Here is a 20,443-nt window from a genome sequence, read left to right as displayed (position 1 = left end):
CTTTTTTCAGTTTCCTGCTGCGGGGTTTTTCTTAATCTGCACCGGCAGTCCCTTCCAGCACCATGGCCCCATGGGACGGGGACGAGGGATCGGGTGCCGTCTGTACCACGCTTTCCGCCATCCGCATCAGGTCAGAGCGGTCCAGCGCCCCCTCCAGGAAAAACACGGTGTCGGTATCCGGATCCGTCCACACCAGCGTTCCCGTCTGATCATCTTCCGGGCTGCCGCTGATGGAGATGGTCACCCCGCCCACCTCGATGGTGGAACCGCTGTTCTCCACAGGCTCTCCGTTGACCGTCGTTTTAGCCGGTTCGGACGGTTCAAACGCCTCCTCCGCCGCCCAGTACTGTCCGGTCAGGTCTCCCACGGTGACCTCCTCCGGCACTCCGTCCGGCAGGGCGAAGGGACAAAGCGGGTCCGTGATATACCGCCACGTCAGGCTGGTCTCGCTGAAGGTCCACACCTCCTGGGCCGCGCCGATCAGTTCATCCCGGTAGAGCGGCTCGTACTCCGGCGGCACCCAGCCCATTTCATAGGCGATGCCGGGCCCGGCGTAAAATTCGACGCTCTCCGCGATCTTCAAAAAGACATCCTTTTCCATTGCGGTGCTGGTTCGCAGCATAAATAGATATCCCGCTTCGTTTTCCCACAGCAGCACCCGGTACTTTCCCGACTCATAGTAATCCCCACGGTATCCCTGCACCTGGACCGTCTCCCGGGCCGATCCAGCATCTTCCGTGTCATCCACATTGGTGATAAGCTCCGCATCCTCCGGCACATAGCAGGCGTAGGTCAGGCTGCCCTGCCCCGCCGGTCCCGCGTATTTCCATGTATTTCTGGTCATATCCCGCAGCTCCCAGCCCTCCGGCAGCCAGGTGATGTGCCAGTTGGATGGCAGGGCGTCGGCCTGCGCCCGGGCGTCCGCCGAATAAGTCATCAAGTTCCCGCTGATTTCCCGCAGCCAGTACAGCACCGCCGCCCGGACCGAGGGGCTCACCGCCATCAGCGATCCCAGCACCACAGCGCAAGCCAGTACCAAACAGGCGGCCGTCCGCAGAATCTTCAGCCACAGAGGCCGCATCCGCTTTTTCATCCAGGCGAAGGGGTCCGCCAGCAGCCTCGCCCGCCAGCGAAGATATTCCGGAGAAAAGTCCGGCTCCTCCGCCGCCTCCCAGGCTGCCCCGTACTCCTGCCAGGCGGCATCCAGCAAGGCCTGCCGCACCAGTGCGTCAAAGGACTTCTCAGCCATAGCAGTACCCCTCCCGTTCCATGGCATCCAGCAGCAGCTTTCTTCCCCGCTGGATCTGGGTGGAGACGGTGGATTCCTTGAGCCCCAGCCGCCGGGCGATTTCCCGGTTGCTCTCCTCCTCCACAAATTTCAGCTCCAGTACCCGCCGGTAGGCCTCCGGCAGCGCCAGAATCAGCGCCACCAAGTGCGCATATTCCCCCTGATCCGCCTGGGGCGACGGCGCGTCCCAGTCCTCCGGCAAAGAGGTATTCCACCGCTCCTTTTTCAAAAGGTCCAGCGCCGCATTTTTTGCCGCCACCACCAGATACCGCCCCGCCGTATCCCAGTCCAGGGCGCTGACCCGCTCCCAGTTCCGCAGCACCTGAAGCCAAGCCTGCTGGGCGGCGTCCTCCGCCCGGGTGGGATTTTCCAAAATTTTCAGCGCCACCGCATAGAGCCGCTTCTCATGGGCTTCGTAGAGCATCGCGAACCGCTCCCGGTCCTCCTCGCTGCCCAGCATGGCAAGAAATATTGTCAGCAACATGATCGCCTCCTGCTTTTATATAAACGTATGGCTCTGTTATGATAACGTCTCAAGTCCGTGCGCTGTCTCATTCTGCGCAAAATTTCCGTACTCTCTTTCACCATATCACACCCCCGCCGGAAAGGAAACCGGACCTTCACCTCTCTCCGAACGGCATAGTCCGGTTTGACACAGCCAGGCACCCATGATACAGTTTGCTCAGGCCCTTGGCGGCAAACTCTTGCAGATGGAAAGAAGGAGCGGCATATGAAAATTCGGATTGCGATTCCCGGCTACGAGCGGATTCTGGCACTCATTCACACGATTCGCGCCAACTATTCCTCTGAAATTGAATTTGCCGTGGTTTCTCCTGATGCATTTACCGGCCACGGAGGCGATCTGATCCGTGCGATGGAGCAGTCGGGAGACGTGGATATTTTTGTGGCATCCGGAAGCGCCTACGCCTGCTTTGAACAATACGTGGAGCGAACGCCCGTAGTCCAGGTTCGTCCCTCCGGGTTCGACCTGCTCTCTGCCATCAGCGAAATTCCTGCCAAGTGCCGAAAAGCCGCGATTTTGATGAGCCAGGAGCGGATTCCGCAGATCGCGGCTATAAAAAGTACGGTCCGCCTGAAAATTGCGGACTATGTGTATCAGGATCTCCACGCGCTCACACAAATTTTGAACAAGCTGTACAACGACGGCTACGAGCACATTATCGGAAACACCCAGGCCATTGAACAGGCAGAGCTTCTGGGGATGACCGGCCACTATATCTGGTCCACGAAAAGCTATCTGGATGCCCTGGATGTGGCCATCAAAGTCATTACAAACCAACGGAGGGAGCGCCTGTACGCCCAACAGGTGAGCCTGATTCTGCAAAATATCCATGAAGGCGTTCTGGTGACCAGCGGAACCGGTGCCCTCATGCAGTACAACGAAAGCGCCCAGAAAATATTGGGAACCAGTCTTTGCTCCGCTGTCGGAAAAGACATCGGCACCGTGCTGCCCAATCTGTCCCTTCCCCCCGCCGCTTCGGCTGAGCCGTTCAGTCAGGTGGTCACCATAGGAGACAAGCGAAAAATTCTTGCAAATGCAAGTCCCCTTTCCAGCAAGCGCCTGTTTCACGGCTACGTCATCACCTTCCAGAGCACGCAGGAGCTCTCCAAAGCCAACGAGAAAATTCGCAACACACGGGACAAGGGGTTCTCAGCAAAAACCCACTTTTCCGATATGATCGGGCAAAGTCCCGCCTTTATCCGCACCACAGACGTGTGCAGACGCTACGCAGCCAAGGAATCCACCATTTTGCTCTATGGGGAAACCGGTACCGGCAAAGATCTGCTGGCCCAGAGCATCCACAATGCCAGCACCAGAAAAAACGCCCGATTTGTGGCAGTCAATTGTGCTGCCATGCCGGCCGATCTATTGGAAAGTGAACTGTTCGGTTACGAAGAGGGCGCGTTCACAGGCGCGCGAAAGGGCGGAAAGCCGGGCCTTTTTGAACTGGCAGACGGAGGAACCATCTTTCTCGATGAGATTGGTGAGATCACGCCGAAATTCCAGTCCCGCCTTCTTCGTGTCCTGGAACAGCGCGAGATCATGCGCCTGGGCAGCGATTCCATTTCCCACATAGATATTCGTGTCATTGCGGCCACCAACAAGAATCTGGCTCAAATGGTCCGGGAAAACCTCTTCCGGGAAGATCTCTTCTACCGGCTCAATATCCTGGAGGTAAACGTCCCTCCCCTTCGGGCGAGGAAGAGTGATATTCCCCTGCTGATCCGATTCTTTTTGGACCGCTGCAACCTGCATCTGGACGAACAGCGCCGGCAGGAGATCTCGTCCAACCCGCTGTTCGTCCAATACGACTGGCCGGGAAATATCCGGGAGCTGAGCAATGTGATCGAACGATTCTGCGCACTGTATTCCCCCGAATCCTCCCCTGACAGCCTGATCGCGGCGTGTATCCGGCCCCAGGGTGCCCCGGCTGTGCAAAGCGCCGATACGCAGGCCATCCGCGCCGCACTGGAGGCATGCGGGGGAAACCGGGAGGCCGCTGCCAGCATGCTGGGCATCAGCCGTTCAACCCTGTGGCGCCTGATAAAAAAGTACGGCATTGAATTTGACCGTTTCAAAACGTTTTAAAACATGTTCAAACACGAAAACATCTTTGCTTGAAAAGATTTCTGCTTTCTAAAAATTCCCCTTTGCTTTTGGCAGATCAGCCGAAACGCAATGGGGAATTTTTGTGTAAATACTCCTGAATCCCCCCATCGTCTTGGCACAAAAATTGCTTTAAGTCATCAGCAAAGAACCACTGCCCCAAAACGATGCATGTTGCTGAAAGGAGTTCTTATGACAAACGGTGAACGGCTGCGGGAGCTTCTCGCAGGAGACGAAATCCTGATGGTACCCGGCGCATATGACGCCTGGTCCGCCAAATTGGTTGCAAAGGTCGGCTTTCCGGCTGTCTACATGACGGGCTACGGTGTCTCCGCCAGCCTTCTGGGAGTCCCTGACATTGGCCTGATCAGCTTCAAGGAAATGCTGGATGCCGCGCAGAATATTACCCGAAGTTCCCAAACCATCACGCTGTGTGATGCGGATACCGGTTTTGGCGGACGCCTGAACGTCATGAGAACTGTGGAAGCCTACGAAGCCGCCGGCGTGGCTGCAATTCAGCTGGAAGACCAGGTCATGCCGAAACGCTGCGGGCACATGGAAGGCAAGCAGCTGATTCCCGCAGAAGAGATGGTTGCCAAAGTGAAAATTGCCCGTGCCACCCGGAAAGATCCGTCTCTTTGCATCATCGCCCGGACCGACGCCACGGCCGTTGACGGATTTGAAGCCGCACTCAAACGCGCAAAAGCCTACGAAGAGGCCGGTGCCGATATTATTTTTCTCGAGGCCCTGACCTCACAAGAGCAAATGCAGCAAGCCTGCTCGTATATTCGCCGGCCTATGCTGGCAAACATGGTCGAGCACGGAAAAACGCCCATGCTGACCGCGCCCGCCCTCCAGCAGATTGGCTACAAACTGGCCATCTATCCCACAGGCACTCTGTTTGCCGCCACAAAGGCCGTTCTGGATTTCCTGCGGCAGCTAAAGCAGGATCAGACCCTGGTCTCCTGCCTTCCCCATATGGTTGATTTCCCCGAATTCAATCAGCTCATGGGCCTGGAGGAGCTCCGGGAGTACGAACAGTCCTTTGCCTGCGGCCAGCAGCTGTGCTGATTTGACATCCGCAGTACGGAAAGGGGGAATCCACCGCCCGCATTGTCTGCTGAAACCGGCTTTGAAGAAAGGAGAATCGATATGGACAAGCAGAATCTGGACTCTCGGGACTATGATGTGACACAGATCACAAACTATGACCGGCGCATGGAACAGGGTAAAAAAGATGCAGTGTTCTTTCATGGGATCGGTTTGCTGGCTACTACGCTGGCCACCATCTGCATGTTTGTATTCGGCTGTGCGGACCCGGCAGACATGCCCTATTTTCTCGGGATGCCTCTGTGGTTTTCCGGCAGCGCACTGATCTACCTGGCAATGTTCATCATTGGCATCCTTCACCTGAAGAGAAGCGAGACCTTCTCCCTGGCTGCAAGAGAATCGGAAAAGGAGGGCACGAACCATGATTGATCTCGGCGGATTTTTTATGAGCAACAGCACGCGGATCACCATGCTGGTGATCTTCGTTCTCTACACCGTGCTGATTGTAGGCCTGGGCGCCTATGTAAAGATTTCCTCCCGGCGGCACTCCAGCGACAGCCTTTCCTCCTTTCTGACCGGAGGCGGCGGCTTGGGCGCCTTTTCCATCGCCATGATCGCTGCCACCAACTCCATGGCCGGCGGAACCATGGTGACTGCTCCCGGACTGACTTACGCCATTGGTTTTTCCGGCGGCGTGATCTACTATGCCGGCTTTCTGACGGCCGCGTTCGGCCTGGGAGCCATCGGCATCAAGGCCGCCATTTTGAAAAACCGGATCGGGGCAGTGTCCTTCCTGGATCTGTTCCGGCTGCGCTTCCGCTCCAAGGCCGTCATTGCCGCGCTGTCTCTGACCTGCGTGGTGGGCCTGCTGTTCACCGCCTGCGGCCAGATCACCGCCGGGGCCAAAATGTTCGCAGCCATTACCGGCAGCAACCAGTACTATCTGGGCCTGTTCCTGGTCATTGTCATCACCGTGATCTACACCACCACCGGCGGCGTAAAGTCCATGGCAAAGGTTGCCGCCATCCAGGGCGTGGTGATGCTGACCGCCACTTTCTCCATCATGGGAATGCTTCTCTACAAGAATGCGCAGACCTACGGCAGCCTCTCTGCGGCGGTCGCCTACATGGGCACCACCTACCCGGAGATGCTTCGGGCCGACACCTCCTTTACCTTCCTCAACGCCTTCGGTACCGTGCTCTTCTGCGGCGTGGGCCTGGGCGCCATGCCCTTTGCCGTCAGCGTGTCCCTGACCTATGATAACCATAAGACCCTCAAGCGGGGCATTATGATCTCCTGCCTGATCTTCACCATCTGCCAGGGACTCATGTGCGCCACCGGACCATGGGCACACAACCTCAACCCCAACCTGGTGACCCGGGACTATACCACCTTCTATGTGGCCACCAACCTGCTTCCCTCCTGGGTCGGCGGCATCATCTTCTGCGGCGTGTTCGCCGCCATCCAGTCCTCTCTGGCAGGATACTGCATGAGCGCCGCCGCTTTCTTCGCCAAGGATTTCTACGTGGACTGCATCAAGCCCGACATGAGCGAGCGCAAGCAGAAGACCCTGAGCACCGCCACAATTCTGATCTTCGCTGCCATCGCCACGGCCATTGCCCTCAAGCCCACCGATCTGACCCAATATATGATCAACTTCGCCCTGGGCTCTCTGGCTTCAGCCTGGTATTGGCCCATTCTCATGGGATTCTATTGGAAACGCGCCACCGGAAAGGGCGTGTTCTGGTCCTGCATCAGCGGATTTACCGCCTATATGGTATTCTATTTCCTCTCCAGCGTCATTCCGTCCACCAAGGAATGGTGGGTCGCCAATCTGGGCAATGTGCACGCCTTCCTCCCCGCATGGATTCTCAGCCTGCTGGTGCTGTACTTCGTCAGTCTCGGCACGCAGAAAGACCGCGTTCCTCTTGGATATTTCCAGGTATTCTTCTGCAAGGACTATGACGACAAGTACGCCAAGAACTTCCGGCTGAACTGAACCAGGCAGGTTTGTATATGTCAGAAAAGGGGGCAGCTATGAATTGCGTTAAAATTATCAGCAAGGGGAGCCGGTTTTTCGGCGGCAAACGTGTCACGCTGGCCGGAAACGCCCCGGTCAGAATGCAGTATTGGCCCGGCGGTCCCGAACTGGAGTATGACCCTAACGGAGATTTTCAGGCGGGGCAGATGTATGTGCAGTATACCCGCCTGGCCGAACCCGTCGTGCCTTACCCTGTATGTATGATTCACGGCGGAGGCGGGACCGGCGCTCTCTGGGAGTCCACCCAGCAGGGGGGCCCCGGATGGGAGTTCATGTTTTTGGAAAACGGCTTTCATGTAAACGTATCGGACGGTGTGGAGCGGGGACGGGCCTCCTGGGCACAGTTCCCCCAGATCAACCCGGTTCCGCCGCTGTTCAACAGCTATGCGGAGCGGTGGACCACATACCGTCTGGGCGAAAAGCTGGGAGAACCCTATCCCGGTTCGCGCTTTGACGCGGACAAGTTTGATGATCTCATCAAGCAGCAGGTCCCCCGCTGGACCACGTCCATCGATATGGCGCAGGAGGCCTACAACACGTACATCGGCAGCATGACGGACGGATGCATCCTGCTGGCCCACAGTCAGGGCGGACTCTTTGCGCTCAATGCTGCGCTGGCACATCCGGAAAATGTGAAGGCCATCGTTCTGATCGAGAGCTCCTCCACGCTGGACGTCAGTCAAACGGATGTCTCCTGCCTGAAGGACATTCCCTTCCTGTTCGTATGGGGGGACTTTCTGGGCGAAGCCTATTGCAGCGACCGGTATACCTGGATCGGAAATTTTGCCTATACGGGGACCATGCGGAATCTCCACCAAAAAATTCTGGAGCTGGGCGGAACCAGCCAATGGCTCCATCTGCCCGAAATCGGAATCTGCGGAAACACCCATGCCATGATGGTGGAGGACAACAGCCGCCAGATTGCAGACATTGTGTGCAGCTGGTTGAAAGAGCATGTGCACTGACCCGCGTCCAACGCGGAAATTTGGGCAGGAAGGAGTCCTTGAGATTGGAAAAACACATTGCCCTCATTCCGGGAGACGGGATTGGACCTGAAATCGTGCGCCAGGCCGCAGCGGTTTTGAATCAGGTTGCCGTGAAATTTGGACACCGCTTTTTCTTTTCCGAAGCAGTCGTAGGCGGCTGTGCCATCGACCTGTACGGAACCAGCCTGCCGGAGCAAAGCTTGCAGACCTGTCTGGAAGCGGACAGCGTGCTGCTCGGCGCGGTAGGCGGGCCGAAATGGGACGGTGTACCCAAGGAAAACCGTCCTGAGACCGCGCTGCTGCGGCTGCGCAGCGCCATGGGCGTATATGCCAACCTCCGTCCCGTCCGGCTGTTTCCCCAGCTGGCCGGGGCATCTCCGTTGCGGCCGGACATTGCCGGGCGGGGGATTGACCTCATTGTCGTGCGGGAGCTGCTGGGCGGGCTCTACTTCGGTGAGCACCGCACGCAGGGCACCGAAGAAACGGAATGCGCCCGTGACACCATGTGCTACAGCCGCCCGGAAATCGAGCGGATTGTCCGCAAGGGGTTCGAGATCGCTCAGGGCCGGCGCCGGCAGATCGTATCCGTAGACAAAAGCAACGTCCTGGATTGTTCCAGGCTGTGGCGGAAGATCGTAAACGAAATTGCCGCCCAATACCCAGACGTGTCCGTACGGCATATGCTGGTGGACAACTGCGCCATGCAGCTTCTGCGGGACCCCTCTCAGTTCGACGTTTTGCTGACAGAAAACATGTTCGGAGATATTCTCTCCGATGAAGCCAGTATGACCGCCGGCTCTATCGGCATGATGCCGTCCGCCAGTCTGGGGAATGGCAGCCGGGGACTGTATGAGCCCATACACGGCAGTGCTCCGGATCTGGCCGGTCAGGACGCGGCAAATCCAGTGGGGACCATTTTGTCTGCGTCAATGATGCTGCGCTATTCCTTCTCCATGCCCCGCGAAGCCGACGCTGTGGATGCCGCTGTCCGTGCCGTTTTGGACGCAGGATTCCGTACGGGAGATATCTGTGAGGCCGGTACGCAAAAAGTCGGGTGCAGTCAGATGGGCAGCGAAATCTGCCGGAGGATCTGATTTGCGCGGTGTTTTTCCAGCTATGCAATGCCGTTGTCCTCAGCGGACAGTCTCTTCGACACCATCCGGAAATTCAAAAAAAGCCAGCGCCTGTAAGGCGCTGGCTTTTTATATACTGTTCCGTTTCGGCCGGAGTCAATCCTCCTGGGCAATACACCCATCCGCAGCCAACTCCAACAGACGCTGAAACTCTTTCCGTTCCCCGTCGGTCATCTCCCGGGTCATGCGGGAAAAACTCTCGTCGATCTGCGCTTTGATAAACGGATAGACCTCCCACGCCTTTTCCGTGGGACAGATATCATAGGTTCGTTTGTCCCTGGCGTTGGTGGCGCGGACAAGAAACCCGGTCTCCTCCAGCTTTGTCACTGTCTTTGCAATGACGCTTTTGTCCAGAGAAAGCCGCTTTGTAATCTCGTCCTGCGTCAGCGACTGAAAATCGCACACGATCAAAATGACGACCGCCTGGGCAGCGGTCAGATGATACTGTGCGCAGGCATTGTTGAGCCAAATATGTGACTTCCGATACAAAATGGAAACGGACTTGAACGGATGATCCGCGATCCCCGACATGAAATGCACCCCCCTTTGCGCAATAGAGTTATTATACCGCATTTTAGTGGCATGTGCAACCAGATATTGACGTGTGGAGCGTCTTGTGTTATGCTCATATAGTGGCAAGTGCCACCATATTGTTTGATTGTACAAAGGAGTTTTGTCCCTATGGAAACCACCGAAAAAATTTGGAACCGAAGGTTTGTCCTGCTCTTTATCACAAATTTGCTGGTTTTGGCAGCCTTTTACGCCTCGATTCCCATTATTCCCATCTACTGTGAGGAAATCGGCATCACCGGCTCAAAAATCGGCATCGTGCTGACCGCCATGTCCGTGGCCACCATTTTATTCCGCCCCGTGGCAGGATATCTGCTGGACAACTTCAACCGCTACCGGGTATACCTGCTGTTTCTGGCGCTGTTCTGCCTCTCGTTTCCCGCCTTTATCGCCTTTCCCCTGTTCGGCGCGCTGATCGTCATCCGGCTGTACATGGGCGCCGTCTACTCCGTGTGCGGTTCGGCCACCATGACCCTGGCCGGCGACGTTCTGCCCCGCTCCAAAATTACCGAGGGCATCAGCCGGTTCGCCTTCACTGTGTCCATCGGCATGGCGCTGGGTCCCTACGTGGGCCTTCAGGTACAGGAAAACCTCAGCAGCAGAGCCTCGTTCCTGACGATTTTTGCCATCACGGTGGCGGCACTGGTCTGCGTCTCCTGCTGCCGCATCCGCTATCCCAAAGTGGAGCGGAAGAAATTTTCCATCCGGGACACCATTTACGGCCCCGCACTCCCCTTCATGTTCAACATGATGTTTTTGATGATCCCCTACGGCGCGGTGATCGCCTATTCCTCCATTCTGGCCCAGGAAAAGGAGCTGACCTCTTTCCTCCCCTACTTCTACATCTGCCTGGTGGTGGGAATGCTGGCCTCCAAGCTGTCCACGCAGAAGCAGATTGACGCAGGCAGTCACCGTCTTCTGGTCTATGCCAGCCTGGCGATCCTGGTTCTCACCATGGTCAGCTATCTGTTTTTGTCCACCGGTGTGCACTTGCTTGCGGCCGGCGTCTTCTTCGGCATCGGGTACGGAATCTTGCAGCCGCTCTTCCAGTCCTTTGTCACCGGCACAACCCCGGCGCCCAAGCGCGGCGTGGCAAACGCCACCTACATGCTCTCCTACGACGTGGGCATCGGCATCGGCTCTTTGCTGATGGGCTGCCTGCAGGAGCCGGTGGGCCTGCCGGTGGGCTTCGCCCTGACCGCCATCGCCTACGTCATCGGCGGTATTGTCTATGCGGCGTATGTGGATCGCTACTACCGCAAGCTCAAAGCTTCCCCCGCCAACGCCTGATCGGGCATTCTGCGCAGAAAGCAGCCGGGAAACGAACGGATTGTTCGTTCCCCGGCTGCTTTTCTTTCAGGCGTATTCGCCCTTCCGGCACGCGTACCGGAGCCTGCTTCAATAAAGGCCCTTGATGATCTCCACACACCGGTCAATTCCCAGCGACCCGCTGTTGAGCGTGATGTCGTAGTTCTGGGCATGGCCCCACTTCATGTTGGTGTAAAACCGGTGATAGGCCGCCCGGCGCTTGTCCTTGTCCCGAAGCCGCTGCTCCGGGGACTCCTCCCGCTGGCCGTATTCCTTCACAATCCGCTCCGCCCGGAACGCCATGTCCGCATGGATAAAGACCTTCAGGCAGTCCGCCTTGTCCCGCAGAATATAGTCGGCGCACCGGCCCACAATGACGCACGGTCCCTTTTCCGCCAGCTCCGTGATGATTTTGTACTGGATCTTCCAGAGGTAGTCTGCGTTGTTGGGGCCGGAACTGCGGTGCGAGAACGCCGATGCCAAGAATCCCCCGGGGGCGTATTCCCCGGCGTCCTGAATGTAGGTTTCGTTGAAACCGCTCTCCGCTGCCACCTTTTCAATGAGCTCACTGTCGTAGCAGGGGATTTTCAGCTCCTCCGCCACCCTTTTGCCGATGGTGCGCCCGCCGCTGCCGAATTCCCGGCTGATGGTAATGACTCTGTTTTTCATATGCTGTGCTCTCCTTTCTTAAAACGCCCCGGATTCCCTCCTTCGGGTCACACGGAAGACTCCGCGTCTTTGAGCTGCCTGCGCTCATAAATGATGAGGATCACTGCCAGAATGAAGGCCAAGCCGTCCGCCACAGGCCCCGTCCACAGGACGCCCGTCACGCCCAGGAACATGGGCAGGATGACTACCGTGGGCACAAAGAAGATGATCTGCCGCGACAGCGAGAGCAGCGCGGATTTGGCGGGCTTGCCGATTGCCTGCAGATAGATGGCCGCCACCGTCTGAAAGCCGGTCAGCGGGCAGCACAGCAGGAAAATTCGGAATGACATGACTGCAAACTCGTTGTACAGTCCCTCCTCAGAGCCGAACAGGGAGACGACGCTCATAGGTGCAAACTGGAAAACCAAAAACGCAAGGATTGCCACAATTTCCGATGCCACCAGTGCGATATCGAAGGCCTTCTTCACCCGCTCAAAATTCTTGGAGCCGTAGTTATAACCGATAATAGGCTGGGCGCCGGTGGAGATGCCCACCAGAATGGAGATGAGGATCTGGTTGACTTTCATGACGATGCCCATAGCCGTCAGAGGGATCTCCGAACCGTAGACGGAGTCGGCGCCATAGGCCACCAACAGATTGTTGGACAGCGCCATGACGATGGTAATGGCAATTTGGGTGATAAAGCTGCTGATGCCCAGGCTGAGCACCTTCCTGCAGGTTCTGCCGTTCAGGCGCAGGTCGGGCAGCTCCAGGCGAAAAGTCCTGAATCGGGCGATGTATACAACAGACACCACAAAAGATGCCACCTGCCCCATAACCGTGGCAATGGCGGCACCCCGTACCCCCATGTGAAACACAAAAATGAAGATGGGGTCAAACACCGTGTTGATGACGGCACCCAGCACCATGGAAAACATTGCGTACTTGGGGCTGCCGTCTGCCCGGATCATGGAGTTGATTGCCGCCGGGATCATCATGAAGGGCAGTCCGATGCCGATGACACAGCCATACTCCAGCGCATAGGAACGCAGGGCGTCCGTGGCGCCGAACAGCGTCAGGATCGGATTGATGAACACCAGGAACACTGCCAGCAGCACGATGCTCACCACCGTCACCATGGCAATAGCGTTGCCCACGCCCTTTTTCGCGCTGGCCGTGTCACCCTCGCCCAGCTTCAAGCTCAGGTAGGCGGCGCCGCCGTCGCCGATCATCAGCGAGAGCGCCAGGGCAATGATCGTAATGGGAAACACCACGTTGGTGGCGCCGTTGCCCAGGTACCCCACACCCCAGCCGATAAAGATCTGGTCCACAATGTTATACAGTGAGTTCACCAGCAGAGAAATTACACAGGGGACGGCAAATTTTGCGATCAGCCGTCCGATGGGCTCTGTGGAAAACGGACTTTTGGTCTGTGCGGTTGATTCTTCCATAGGTTCTGATTCTCCTTTTTAAGTAACTAGTTACGTATTTGGATAAAAAAGCAGACAGTGCGCCGAGCAATATCCTCGGCACACTGCCTGGGGAATTCAGTTTTCCCATCCGAAACTTACTTTGCATCAATATTTTTCAAAAGCATATCCGCAATCTGCTGCAGAGCCTGCTTCTGCTCATGGGAAAAGTTTCCGCAGAGCTCCTCCAGCACCTGCGCATCCTGAGCCAGAATCACCTTGTAGATTCCGGCAGACCGCTCTGTGCAGGTGATCTTCTTGTACCGCCGGTCTCTGGCGCTGGGTACACACCGAATGAACCCCTTGCTCTCCAGGCGCTGCAACAGCTTGGTCATAGCCGGATGCGTCACATGTTCGATCCGCTCCAGGTCGTTTTGGTGGATCTCCGTCTCACCGGACGCCTCCAGGCGGCTGATGGACCCCAGCACCCGCAGCTGCACGGATGTCAGCCCCAGGGTGCTGGCTTTTTCGTCCATCCTCTTGCAGAATGCACGGTTGATGATCGCAATTTTCAGGCCGAACGGCATGGCAGCTGGCATAGCTATCCCTCCAAATAAGTAACCAATTACATATTATAGGCAGTTTTACCAGTTTGTCAAGGCCGCCTGCCGACCGCCTGCGCGGGCAGGCAGCCGCCGCAGCTGCATGCCCGCAGAAAGTTTTTCAAGTTCCATATTTTACAGTATTTTCCCCAGTTTCCAGCACTTTTTTCTTGCGCTTTTATTGATTTAACGGTACAATGGCCCCATTTCAGCTGCCCCGTTTTACCGTGGGACGGCCTGCCGAACACCGGCACACAAATTCCCCGTCATATCAACCCGAAAATGAGGAAATTGTTCATGAAAAACACCCCCCTGCGTCTATTCAGCGCCGCGCTGGCCTGTGCACTGCTTCTGACCGCGCCGCCGTTTTCTGCCCAGGCCGAAGAACCTACATCCGCATCTTCTTCCCCTCCGGCAGAGACGGTGGATTTTTCTCTTCCGGCCTCGGAATCTTTGTCCCCCGCCCCGACAGAGGAAGAGCGCCCCTCTGACGGCGACGTGCTGGAACTCCGCACCGCCGACGATCTGGCCGCCGCCATTGCCGGGCAGGAGGCCGGACAGACCTGGCACCTGGCCGAGGGCGTCTACACCCTCACCCGGGAACACCTGACCCAATACGCCCACTGGGACGAGCCCGGCCAGGGAGGCTGGTACCTCCCTCTGTACGCCGACGGCCTGACCATTGTGGGAGGCGGCAACGTGGTAATTACCACGGATGTGGACAGCGCCAACGGCGCCTGGGCCACCCAGGATTTCGTCTCCGTGTGGGGTGACGGCATCACCATTGACGGAGTGGACTTCCAAAGCAAGTCCGTTCCCAACAAGGCCATCGAGGTCATGGGCAGGGACTTCTCCCTGCAAAACTGCACCCTGCTGCCGGTGGTCCATCCCGACGGAGAGAACGGCGAGGTGTTCAGCGGCTCCATTTTTTTCAATCCCCAGAATGCTGACGGCGACGTGGGCAGCGCCCTGCTGGAAAACGTGTATCTTCACGCCTATGTCAGCGCCTCCGCCGCCCGGACCGGCACGCTGGATGTCCGCCATGTCACCATGGACGCCGTCAACAGTATCTGGCACGTCTGGGGCAGCGGCTACGGCCCCGGCCTGGTGGGCGATGTCTACGGACAGGTGGAGGACGTGACCTATCTGGTGGATTCGTCCGCCGTTTTGGAGGATCTTCTGGATTCCTCCTCTCCCTACGCCGCCGATACCAAGCCCGGCACCGCCATCGAATTTGCCGCCGGCACCTACATTCTCAGCGGCCCCCTGACCATTGGGAAAGATCTCTCCCTCACCGGTGCCGGCATGGAGCAGACCATTTTTCAGGCCGCGGCGGAGCCCACCGCATTGCTCCAGATCTCCGGCGGAGACGTGGATTTTTCCATGTCCGGCATTCACCTGCGGGGTGTCGAAGCCAACAGCCACAACAATACGTCCGGCATCCAGGCCGGCAGCAATTCTGACCCCGGCACCGGCCGCATCTTCATTGAGGCGTGCCGGTTCTCCGGCTTTACCAAAAACAGCATCACCGTAAAGGGCGGCAGCGCCGTCATTACCGGAAATACCATTGACTGCCGCCCCTATCCGGGCGCTGCCGGAAACGGAATTCAGATCGATCTGGGAGCCGAAGCAGTCATCACCGGAAACACCATTGACGGCTATGTCTCCCAGTCCGACAGCTGGTCCGCCTGCGGCGTTCTGGTGCTGCGGAACGGAAAAATCACCCGTATCCGGGATAACCGCATTGCAAACTGCGGCATCGGCATTGTCAAGGAGACCTACTACGACGCCGACGGCGACCGCACTTATCTGGACCCCGACGCGGCCAAGTCCAATACCTTCACCAACTGCGGGCAGAACGTGGACTTTGAATTTGACCTGGCAGCGGAAATCGCCGCCGCTTCCGGCGGCGTGGTCCGCCTTCCCTGCGACGTGACGCTGCGTGAAAAGCTGACCATTCCGAGTGATCTCACTCTGGACGGGAACGGCTTCGCCATTCGCGGGCAGTCCGACGCGTACATAGAGGTAATCGGCGGCACGTTCCGCCTTTCCGACGTGACGCTGGAGGACTTTGAGACGGCCAGCGTGCTCCATGTTCCGGCCGACGCCGCCCCGGACACCCAGGTAATTGCCGAAAATGTCCATGTGCAAAATGTCATTCACAGCGCATACAGCTTTGACGCCGGTTCCTTTTCCATTTCCGGCGGCTCTGTGAACGGAGCGCCGGGCGGGCAGTCCGCCCTTATTCAGGCCGGCGGCTCCGCCGGTCCGGTCAGCGGCACCGTCTCCGGTGTCACCATCTCCGGTGCCCCCGACGGCTCCGCTCCGGAGCGCATTGCTCTGGAGCTGCGGGACGCCGCAGACGTATCGGTCCGGGACTGCGTCATCCGCAGCGTCCGCACGGGCATTCTCGCCGCAGACACCGCCTCCGCCGTCTCCGACGGCATTACCGCCGTTCTCAGCGGCACGGAGGTGGCTGCCTTGGAAAACGCCGTGTGGCTCACCGGCAGCCGAATTTCCGCCCACATCCACAGCGGCAGCTTCAGCGGACACCTCCGTGTGGACTCTCCGGCGCAGAGCGGCGCCCTCACCATTACCGGCGGTCGCTTTTCCGCTGACCCCACGGAATACATTGCACCCGGCTATCGCGTCAGCACCGTCGGCGGTATGTATTCCGTGGGAACCGACGTCCCCGGCGGCGGTTCCGGCGACAGCACCCCGCCCGCCGTACAGCCTCCGGAGACCTCCGACGGCAGTACCACCGTCTCCACGCAGGTGACGCCAACCATCTCCGGCGACACCGCGAAAGCCGAGATTGACACCGGGACCATGGACCAGGCCGTGGAGCAGGTGCTGGAAGCCGTGTCCGGGAGCCATACGGCGCCGGTGGTCCAGATTGTGGTGGAAAGCGGCAGCGCCAGCCAGGTGGAGGTGCATCTGCCGGTCTCCTCTCTGGACGCGTTGGGGAGCCATGAAAGCGCCGCCCTCACCGTAACCTCCGGCGTGGCCACCGTCACACTGGATTCCACTGCCCTCACCGCGGTGGCCAGTCAGGCCCGGGACACCCACGTAGTCCTCCAGGTCACACCGGTGGCTCCGGAGGACCTCAGCGGACCCCAGCAGTCCGCAGCAGACGGCGCACCGGTTTTTGACCTGTATCTGAGAAGCGGCGACACGGCAATTCCCCACTTCGGCGGCGGCAGCGCCACGGTCACCATTCCCTATGTCCTGCCCCACGGGCAGGAAGCCAACGGCATCACTGTGTATCATCTGGACGACCTGGGGACCCTCTCTCCCCGGAAAACCTCCTACGATGCCCGGGCAGAGCAGGTTTCCTTTACCACCCCGCATTTTTCCAGATACCTGATTGGATACCGGGCGCCCGCCTCCAATCCCTTTTCCGACGTAAGGGAGACGGATTACTTTTATCCGGCCGTTTTGTGGGCGGCAGAGCAGGGCATTACTCTGGGCACCGCCCCGGACACCTTTTCTCCCGGCCAGGTGTGCACCCGGGCCCAGGCAGCCGTGCTGCTCTGGCGGGCCGCAGGCTGCCCCAAGCCCCGGCAGGAGGCCGCCCCCTTCCGGGACGTGTCCTCCACCGACAGATTCCATGACGCAGTGGTGTGGGCAGCCGAACAGGGCATTATTCTGGGCACCGCCCCGGATGTCTTTTCCCCGTACGCACCCTGTACCCGGGCTCAGATTATTACCTTCCTTTTCCGGTACAGCGGGGATGCCGCCGGTTCCGGGCGCTTTTCCGACGTACCGCCGGACGCCTACTATTGGAGTGCAGCCGCGTGGGCGGCAGAACAGGGCATTTCCCTGGGCACTGCCCCGGGGATCTTCTCCCCTGACGCTCCCTGTACCCGGGCCCAGGTGATCACCTTCCTTTTCCGGTACCTGGGGAGCTAATGTCCCGTACAATTTCAGCGGTGATCGCAGATCATTTAAAAAGGCGGCAGCCAGATAAACTGGCTGCCGCCTTTTATCAGTTTCTCCGCAAATTCTGCAGACGATTCCTCCCGGGATTTTTACGGTTATTGTTTCGTTTTTTGTTCTGCAGGTCCGTTGCCTGACAAAAGGCCGTTATCCTTTGGCTTTGCTCCGATACCCCAGCTTTTCGTTTTCATAATCGCCCCGGGCCCGCTTTTTCTCAACCCATTCTGTCCAAACGCCATTGGGGTCTTTGATGCCAACCGTCTCCGGGTCAAAGATCGGATTCAGTCCGGCCTTCCTCTGGTTGTCATAGTCTCTCAAAATCTTGACCGCCACAGGCGACAGCAAAACGATGGCAAGCAAATTGATCCAGGCCATGATCCCTGCGCCGGTATCGCCCATCGCCCAGACAACCTCCCCATCCACAATACCTCCAAGCAGAATCCCCAGGAGCAGCAGCGGCCGTCCAATCCATGCCGTCCACTTTTTCTTTCCGCAAAGATATCTGAGGCTGACATCTGCCTGGTAGCCATATGCCGTTAATGTGGAAAAGACAAAGATGCTGATAATCAGGGCCATTGCCACGCTTCCCCAGCTGCCCATGGCCTGTGTCATTGCACTTTGCATATAGAGGATACCGTACTCGACCCCCGGAAGTCCCTCCGTGATATACCCGGTTCCAGCCGCATTGGAAACATTATAGGTGCCTGCCAGAAGAATGGAAAAGCCCGTGACGGAACAGATCAGGAGCGTATCCACATAAACCGAGAGCGCCTGCACCAGGCCCTGCTTGACCGGATGCGCGCAGTCGGCCGAGGAGGACACCAGCGGCCCCATGCCGTTGCCTGCATCGTTGGAATAGAGTCCTCTTTTAACGCCCCACTGAACCATTGTACCGAAAATCGCTCCATACACCGAGTCCGTGGAAAACGCGGACCGAAACATAATGGAAATCACTCCGGGAAGTCTTTCAATATTCAGCACGGTGATGATGATGCCGATCAGCATGAACACCGCACACATGATCGGTGCCATCAGCTCAGCCACTTTGCCGATTCTTGTGAGGCCTCCCACAACCACAGCCGCAACCAGGGCCGCCATGATAACCGTGAAAACGCCCTGGGACGCGCCAAATGCCTCGGAAAGAGATGTCACAGCCGTCTTGGTCTGCAAGGCGGACATCATAAACACCGGGCCGACCAGCACTGCAATGGCATACAAGACTCCCAGCGGCTTGCACCGCAGGCCCTTTTCCATGTAGTAAGAGGGGCCGCCGCAGATCTCATTATCATATCGATCCTTGTAAGCGGACCCCAGGAGAGACTCGATCAGGCTGGAAGCCGCCCCAAAAAGGGCTGTAATCCACATCCAGACAACTGCGCCGGGCCCGCCAAAGTAGATTGCCGTGGCAACGCCCGCAATATTTCCGGTGCCGACACGGCAGCCTACTGTTGTAGCAAACGCCTGGTAAGGCGTGAGCTTGATCTTCGCGGAGCTTGCGTCCTTTTCAAACATATGCACAAACATCTGCTTGAAAAGTCTAAACTGCGCTCCTTTGGTGAGGATTGTGAAGAAGATGCCAACGCTAACCAGAACAATGACCAGAGCATTGCTCCAGATAATATTGTTGACTGCATTGATGATCCTGCTGAATGTATCCATGGTGCGCTCTCCTCCTTTTGTCCGTTCCGGCCTTGTCAAATATAAATTTTCTTTACCCGATCTGTCAGCAGGCACAGCGGCTCACAGTTGATTGAGCCAGTCAGAGCCGCTACCTCTTCCATCGGCATGCCTCCCCTTCCATACAAGATCACCTCATCCCCCCGGTTGACCTCTGCGTCCGTAACGTCGAACATGCACATGTCCATACAAACCCGCCCGATCTGGGGACATTTTTGCCCGCGGATGACCCCGTAGGCCCCCTTGTTGCTCATGCTTCTGCAATAGGAATCCGCATAGCCAGCCGTAACAACCGCAATTCTGGTGGGGCGCTTCGTCTGCGCCGTACAGCCATAGCTGATATACGCGCCTGCCGGCAGTTCCTTTATCTGCGCCACACGGGCCTTCAGCGTCAGTGCAGGCTGCAGCTGGCCATTCGGCTGGATTGACCCGTCGGGATAGAGGCCATACATCATGACTCCCATCCGCACCATGTCAAAGTATGCTTCCCGATGGTACAGGATACACGCGCTGTTCCCGGCATGGTGAAGTACCGGCTCATGGAATCCGATTCTCTCCAGTTCCTGCAAAACCGCGTTGTAGTTTGACAGCTGCCAGGCAGTGTACGCATCTTTTTCCGGCATGTCCGCCGCGGCAAAGTGCGTAAAGATTCCCTTGATCCGCAGATTCGGCAACTGTGCAATTCGAGCGATGCTCTGCGCCGCAGCAGCCGGGGCACTCTGCGCATAAATTCCCGTGCGGGACATTCCGGTATCCAGCTTCACATGAACCCCCACGGCTTTCCCGGCCCTGCCGGCAGCCGCGCTCAGCTCCTGCGCATACGCTTCGTCAATTACGCTTTGCTCCAAATGATACTCCGCTAGTTGTTCCGCGTACTCCGCCGGCGTCCAGCCAAGGATCAGGATCGGTGCCTGAATCCCGCTTTGTCTGAGCTCCATTCCCTCTGTCAGGCAAGCCACCGCAAACGCGTCCGCCCCATTTTCTTCCAATACACGGCCGCATTTTACAGCGCCATGGCCATGGGCATTTCCTTTGATGACACACATGATTTTTACATTGTGCCCGGTCAGTTTTCTGGCAACATTCAGGTTGTGCACCAGTGCTCCGGTATCAATTTCCACCCATGTGCGCTGAGTATCGGATATCATTCATATCACCCCTTG

General features: G+C 57.8%; 16 protein-coding genes. 8 read left to right on the top strand and 8 right to left on the bottom strand.

Annotation, left to right across the window (positions count from 1 at the left end; genetic code table 11):
• Window positions 1-31 precede the first annotated feature (31 nt).
• Together QZS13_RS00185 and QZS13_RS00180 are read right to left on the bottom strand one after the other, a co-directional pair.
• Window positions 32-1,249 (bottom strand): DUF4367 domain-containing protein, encoded by a 1,218-nt coding sequence (locus tag QZS13_RS00185; RefSeq protein WP_295584030.1) that lies wholly within the window; start codon window positions 1,247-1,249, stop codon window positions 32-34.
• Window positions 1,242-1,769 (bottom strand): RNA polymerase sigma factor, encoded by a 528-nt coding sequence (locus QZS13_RS00180; RefSeq protein ID WP_295584028.1) that lies wholly within the window; start codon window positions 1,767-1,769, stop codon window positions 1,242-1,244. The genes QZS13_RS00185 and QZS13_RS00180 overlap by 8 nt, the downstream gene beginning before the upstream one ends.
• Before the next feature lie 249 nt (window positions 1,770-2,018).
• On the opposite strand from QZS13_RS00180, the gene QZS13_RS00175 reads away from it, so the two are divergent.
• The 6 genes from QZS13_RS00175 to leuB all read left to right on the top strand — a co-directional run bounded on the left by QZS13_RS00175 (window position 2,019) and on the right by leuB (window position 9,088).
• Entirely contained in the window at window positions 2,019-3,899 is a 1,881-nt protein-coding gene (locus tag QZS13_RS00175) for a sigma 54-interacting transcriptional regulator (protein ID WP_295584026.1), read from the top strand.
• 210 nt (window positions 3,900-4,109) lie between these two features.
• Window positions 4,110-4,988: an oxaloacetate decarboxylase gene (locus QZS13_RS00170; RefSeq protein WP_295584024.1), complete on the top strand. Its 879-nt coding sequence runs from the start codon at window positions 4,110-4,112 to the stop codon at window positions 4,986-4,988.
• 81 nt (window positions 4,989-5,069) lie between these two features.
• Window positions 5,070-5,396, top strand: coding sequence for a DUF997 family protein (locus QZS13_RS00165; protein WP_295584022.1), 327 nt, complete (start codon window positions 5,070-5,072; stop codon window positions 5,394-5,396).
• Entirely contained in the window at window positions 5,389-6,966 is a 1,578-nt protein-coding gene (locus tag QZS13_RS00160) for a sodium:solute symporter family transporter (protein WP_295584019.1), read from the top strand. The genes QZS13_RS00165 and QZS13_RS00160 overlap by 8 nt, the downstream gene beginning before the upstream one ends.
• Before the next feature lie 38 nt (window positions 6,967-7,004).
• On the top strand, window positions 7,005-7,973 hold the full coding sequence (locus QZS13_RS00155) for an alpha/beta fold hydrolase (protein WP_295584016.1): 969 nt from the start codon (window positions 7,005-7,007) through the stop codon (window positions 7,971-7,973).
• 44 nt (window positions 7,974-8,017) lie between these two features.
• On the top strand, window positions 8,018-9,088 hold the full coding sequence (gene leuB / locus QZS13_RS00150; RefSeq protein WP_295584014.1) for a 3-isopropylmalate dehydrogenase: 1,071 nt from the start codon (window positions 8,018-8,020) through the stop codon (window positions 9,086-9,088).
• A 135-nt stretch (window positions 9,089-9,223) separates the two neighbouring features.
• Here leuB and QZS13_RS00145 read toward each other — a convergent pair whose 3' ends face one another.
• On the bottom strand, window positions 9,224-9,658 hold the full coding sequence (locus tag QZS13_RS00145; RefSeq protein ID WP_295584012.1) for a MarR family winged helix-turn-helix transcriptional regulator: 435 nt from the start codon (window positions 9,656-9,658) through the stop codon (window positions 9,224-9,226).
• Between the two features lie 150 nt (window positions 9,659-9,808).
• Here QZS13_RS00145 and QZS13_RS00140 point away from each other — a divergent pair, with 150 nt between their 5' ends.
• Window positions 9,809-10,987 (top strand): MFS transporter, encoded by a 1,179-nt coding sequence (locus tag QZS13_RS00140; RefSeq protein ID WP_295584010.1) that lies wholly within the window; start codon window positions 9,809-9,811, stop codon window positions 10,985-10,987.
• 108 nt (window positions 10,988-11,095) lie between these two features.
• Here the strand turns inward: QZS13_RS00140 and QZS13_RS00135 are convergent, their stop codons facing one another.
• From QZS13_RS00135 to QZS13_RS00125, 3 genes are all read right to left on the bottom strand, one after another.
• A complete protein-coding gene (locus tag QZS13_RS00135) occupies window positions 11,096-11,674 on the bottom strand; it encodes an AAA family ATPase (RefSeq protein ID WP_295584008.1) in 579 nt (192 codons plus the stop codon).
• 47 nt (window positions 11,675-11,721) lie between these two features.
• Window positions 11,722-13,104, bottom strand: a complete 1,383-nt coding sequence (locus QZS13_RS00130; protein ID WP_295584006.1) for an MATE family efflux transporter — start codon at window positions 13,102-13,104, stop codon at window positions 11,722-11,724.
• A gap of 116 nt (window positions 13,105-13,220) precedes the next feature.
• Window positions 13,221-13,661: a MarR family winged helix-turn-helix transcriptional regulator gene (locus QZS13_RS00125; protein ID WP_295584004.1), complete on the bottom strand. Its 441-nt coding sequence runs from the start codon at window positions 13,659-13,661 to the stop codon at window positions 13,221-13,223.
• A gap of 300 nt (window positions 13,662-13,961) precedes the next feature.
• Between QZS13_RS00125 and QZS13_RS00120 the strand changes: the two genes are divergently transcribed.
• The gene (locus tag QZS13_RS00120) at window positions 13,962-17,576 is read left to right on the top strand and encodes an S-layer homology domain-containing protein (protein ID WP_295584002.1); all 3,615 of its coding nucleotides are present in this window, start codon (window positions 13,962-13,964) and stop codon (window positions 17,574-17,576) included.
• Between the two features lie 174 nt (window positions 17,577-17,750).
• On the opposite strand, the gene QZS13_RS00115 is transcribed toward QZS13_RS00120, so the two are convergent.
• Together QZS13_RS00115 and alr are read right to left on the bottom strand one after the other, a co-directional pair.
• A complete protein-coding gene (locus tag QZS13_RS00115) occupies window positions 17,751-19,262 on the bottom strand; it encodes a sodium:alanine symporter family protein (RefSeq protein WP_295584000.1) in 1,512 nt (503 codons plus the stop codon).
• 35 nt (window positions 19,263-19,297) lie between these two features.
• Complete coding sequence (alr, locus tag QZS13_RS00110; RefSeq protein WP_295583998.1) at window positions 19,298-20,428, bottom strand: alanine racemase; 1,131 nt, start codon at window positions 20,426-20,428, stop codon at window positions 19,298-19,300.
• Between the last annotated feature and the right edge of the window lie 15 nt (window positions 20,429-20,443).

The sequence above is a fragment of the uncultured Oscillibacter sp. genome, from assembly GCF_900546705.1.
In the GTDB taxonomy this organism is placed as follows: Bacteria; Bacillota; Clostridia; order Oscillospirales; family Oscillospiraceae; genus Oscillibacter.
The sequence above is the reverse complement of the archived record's forward strand: the minus strand, read 5'-3'. Positions and strand labels throughout refer to the sequence as shown.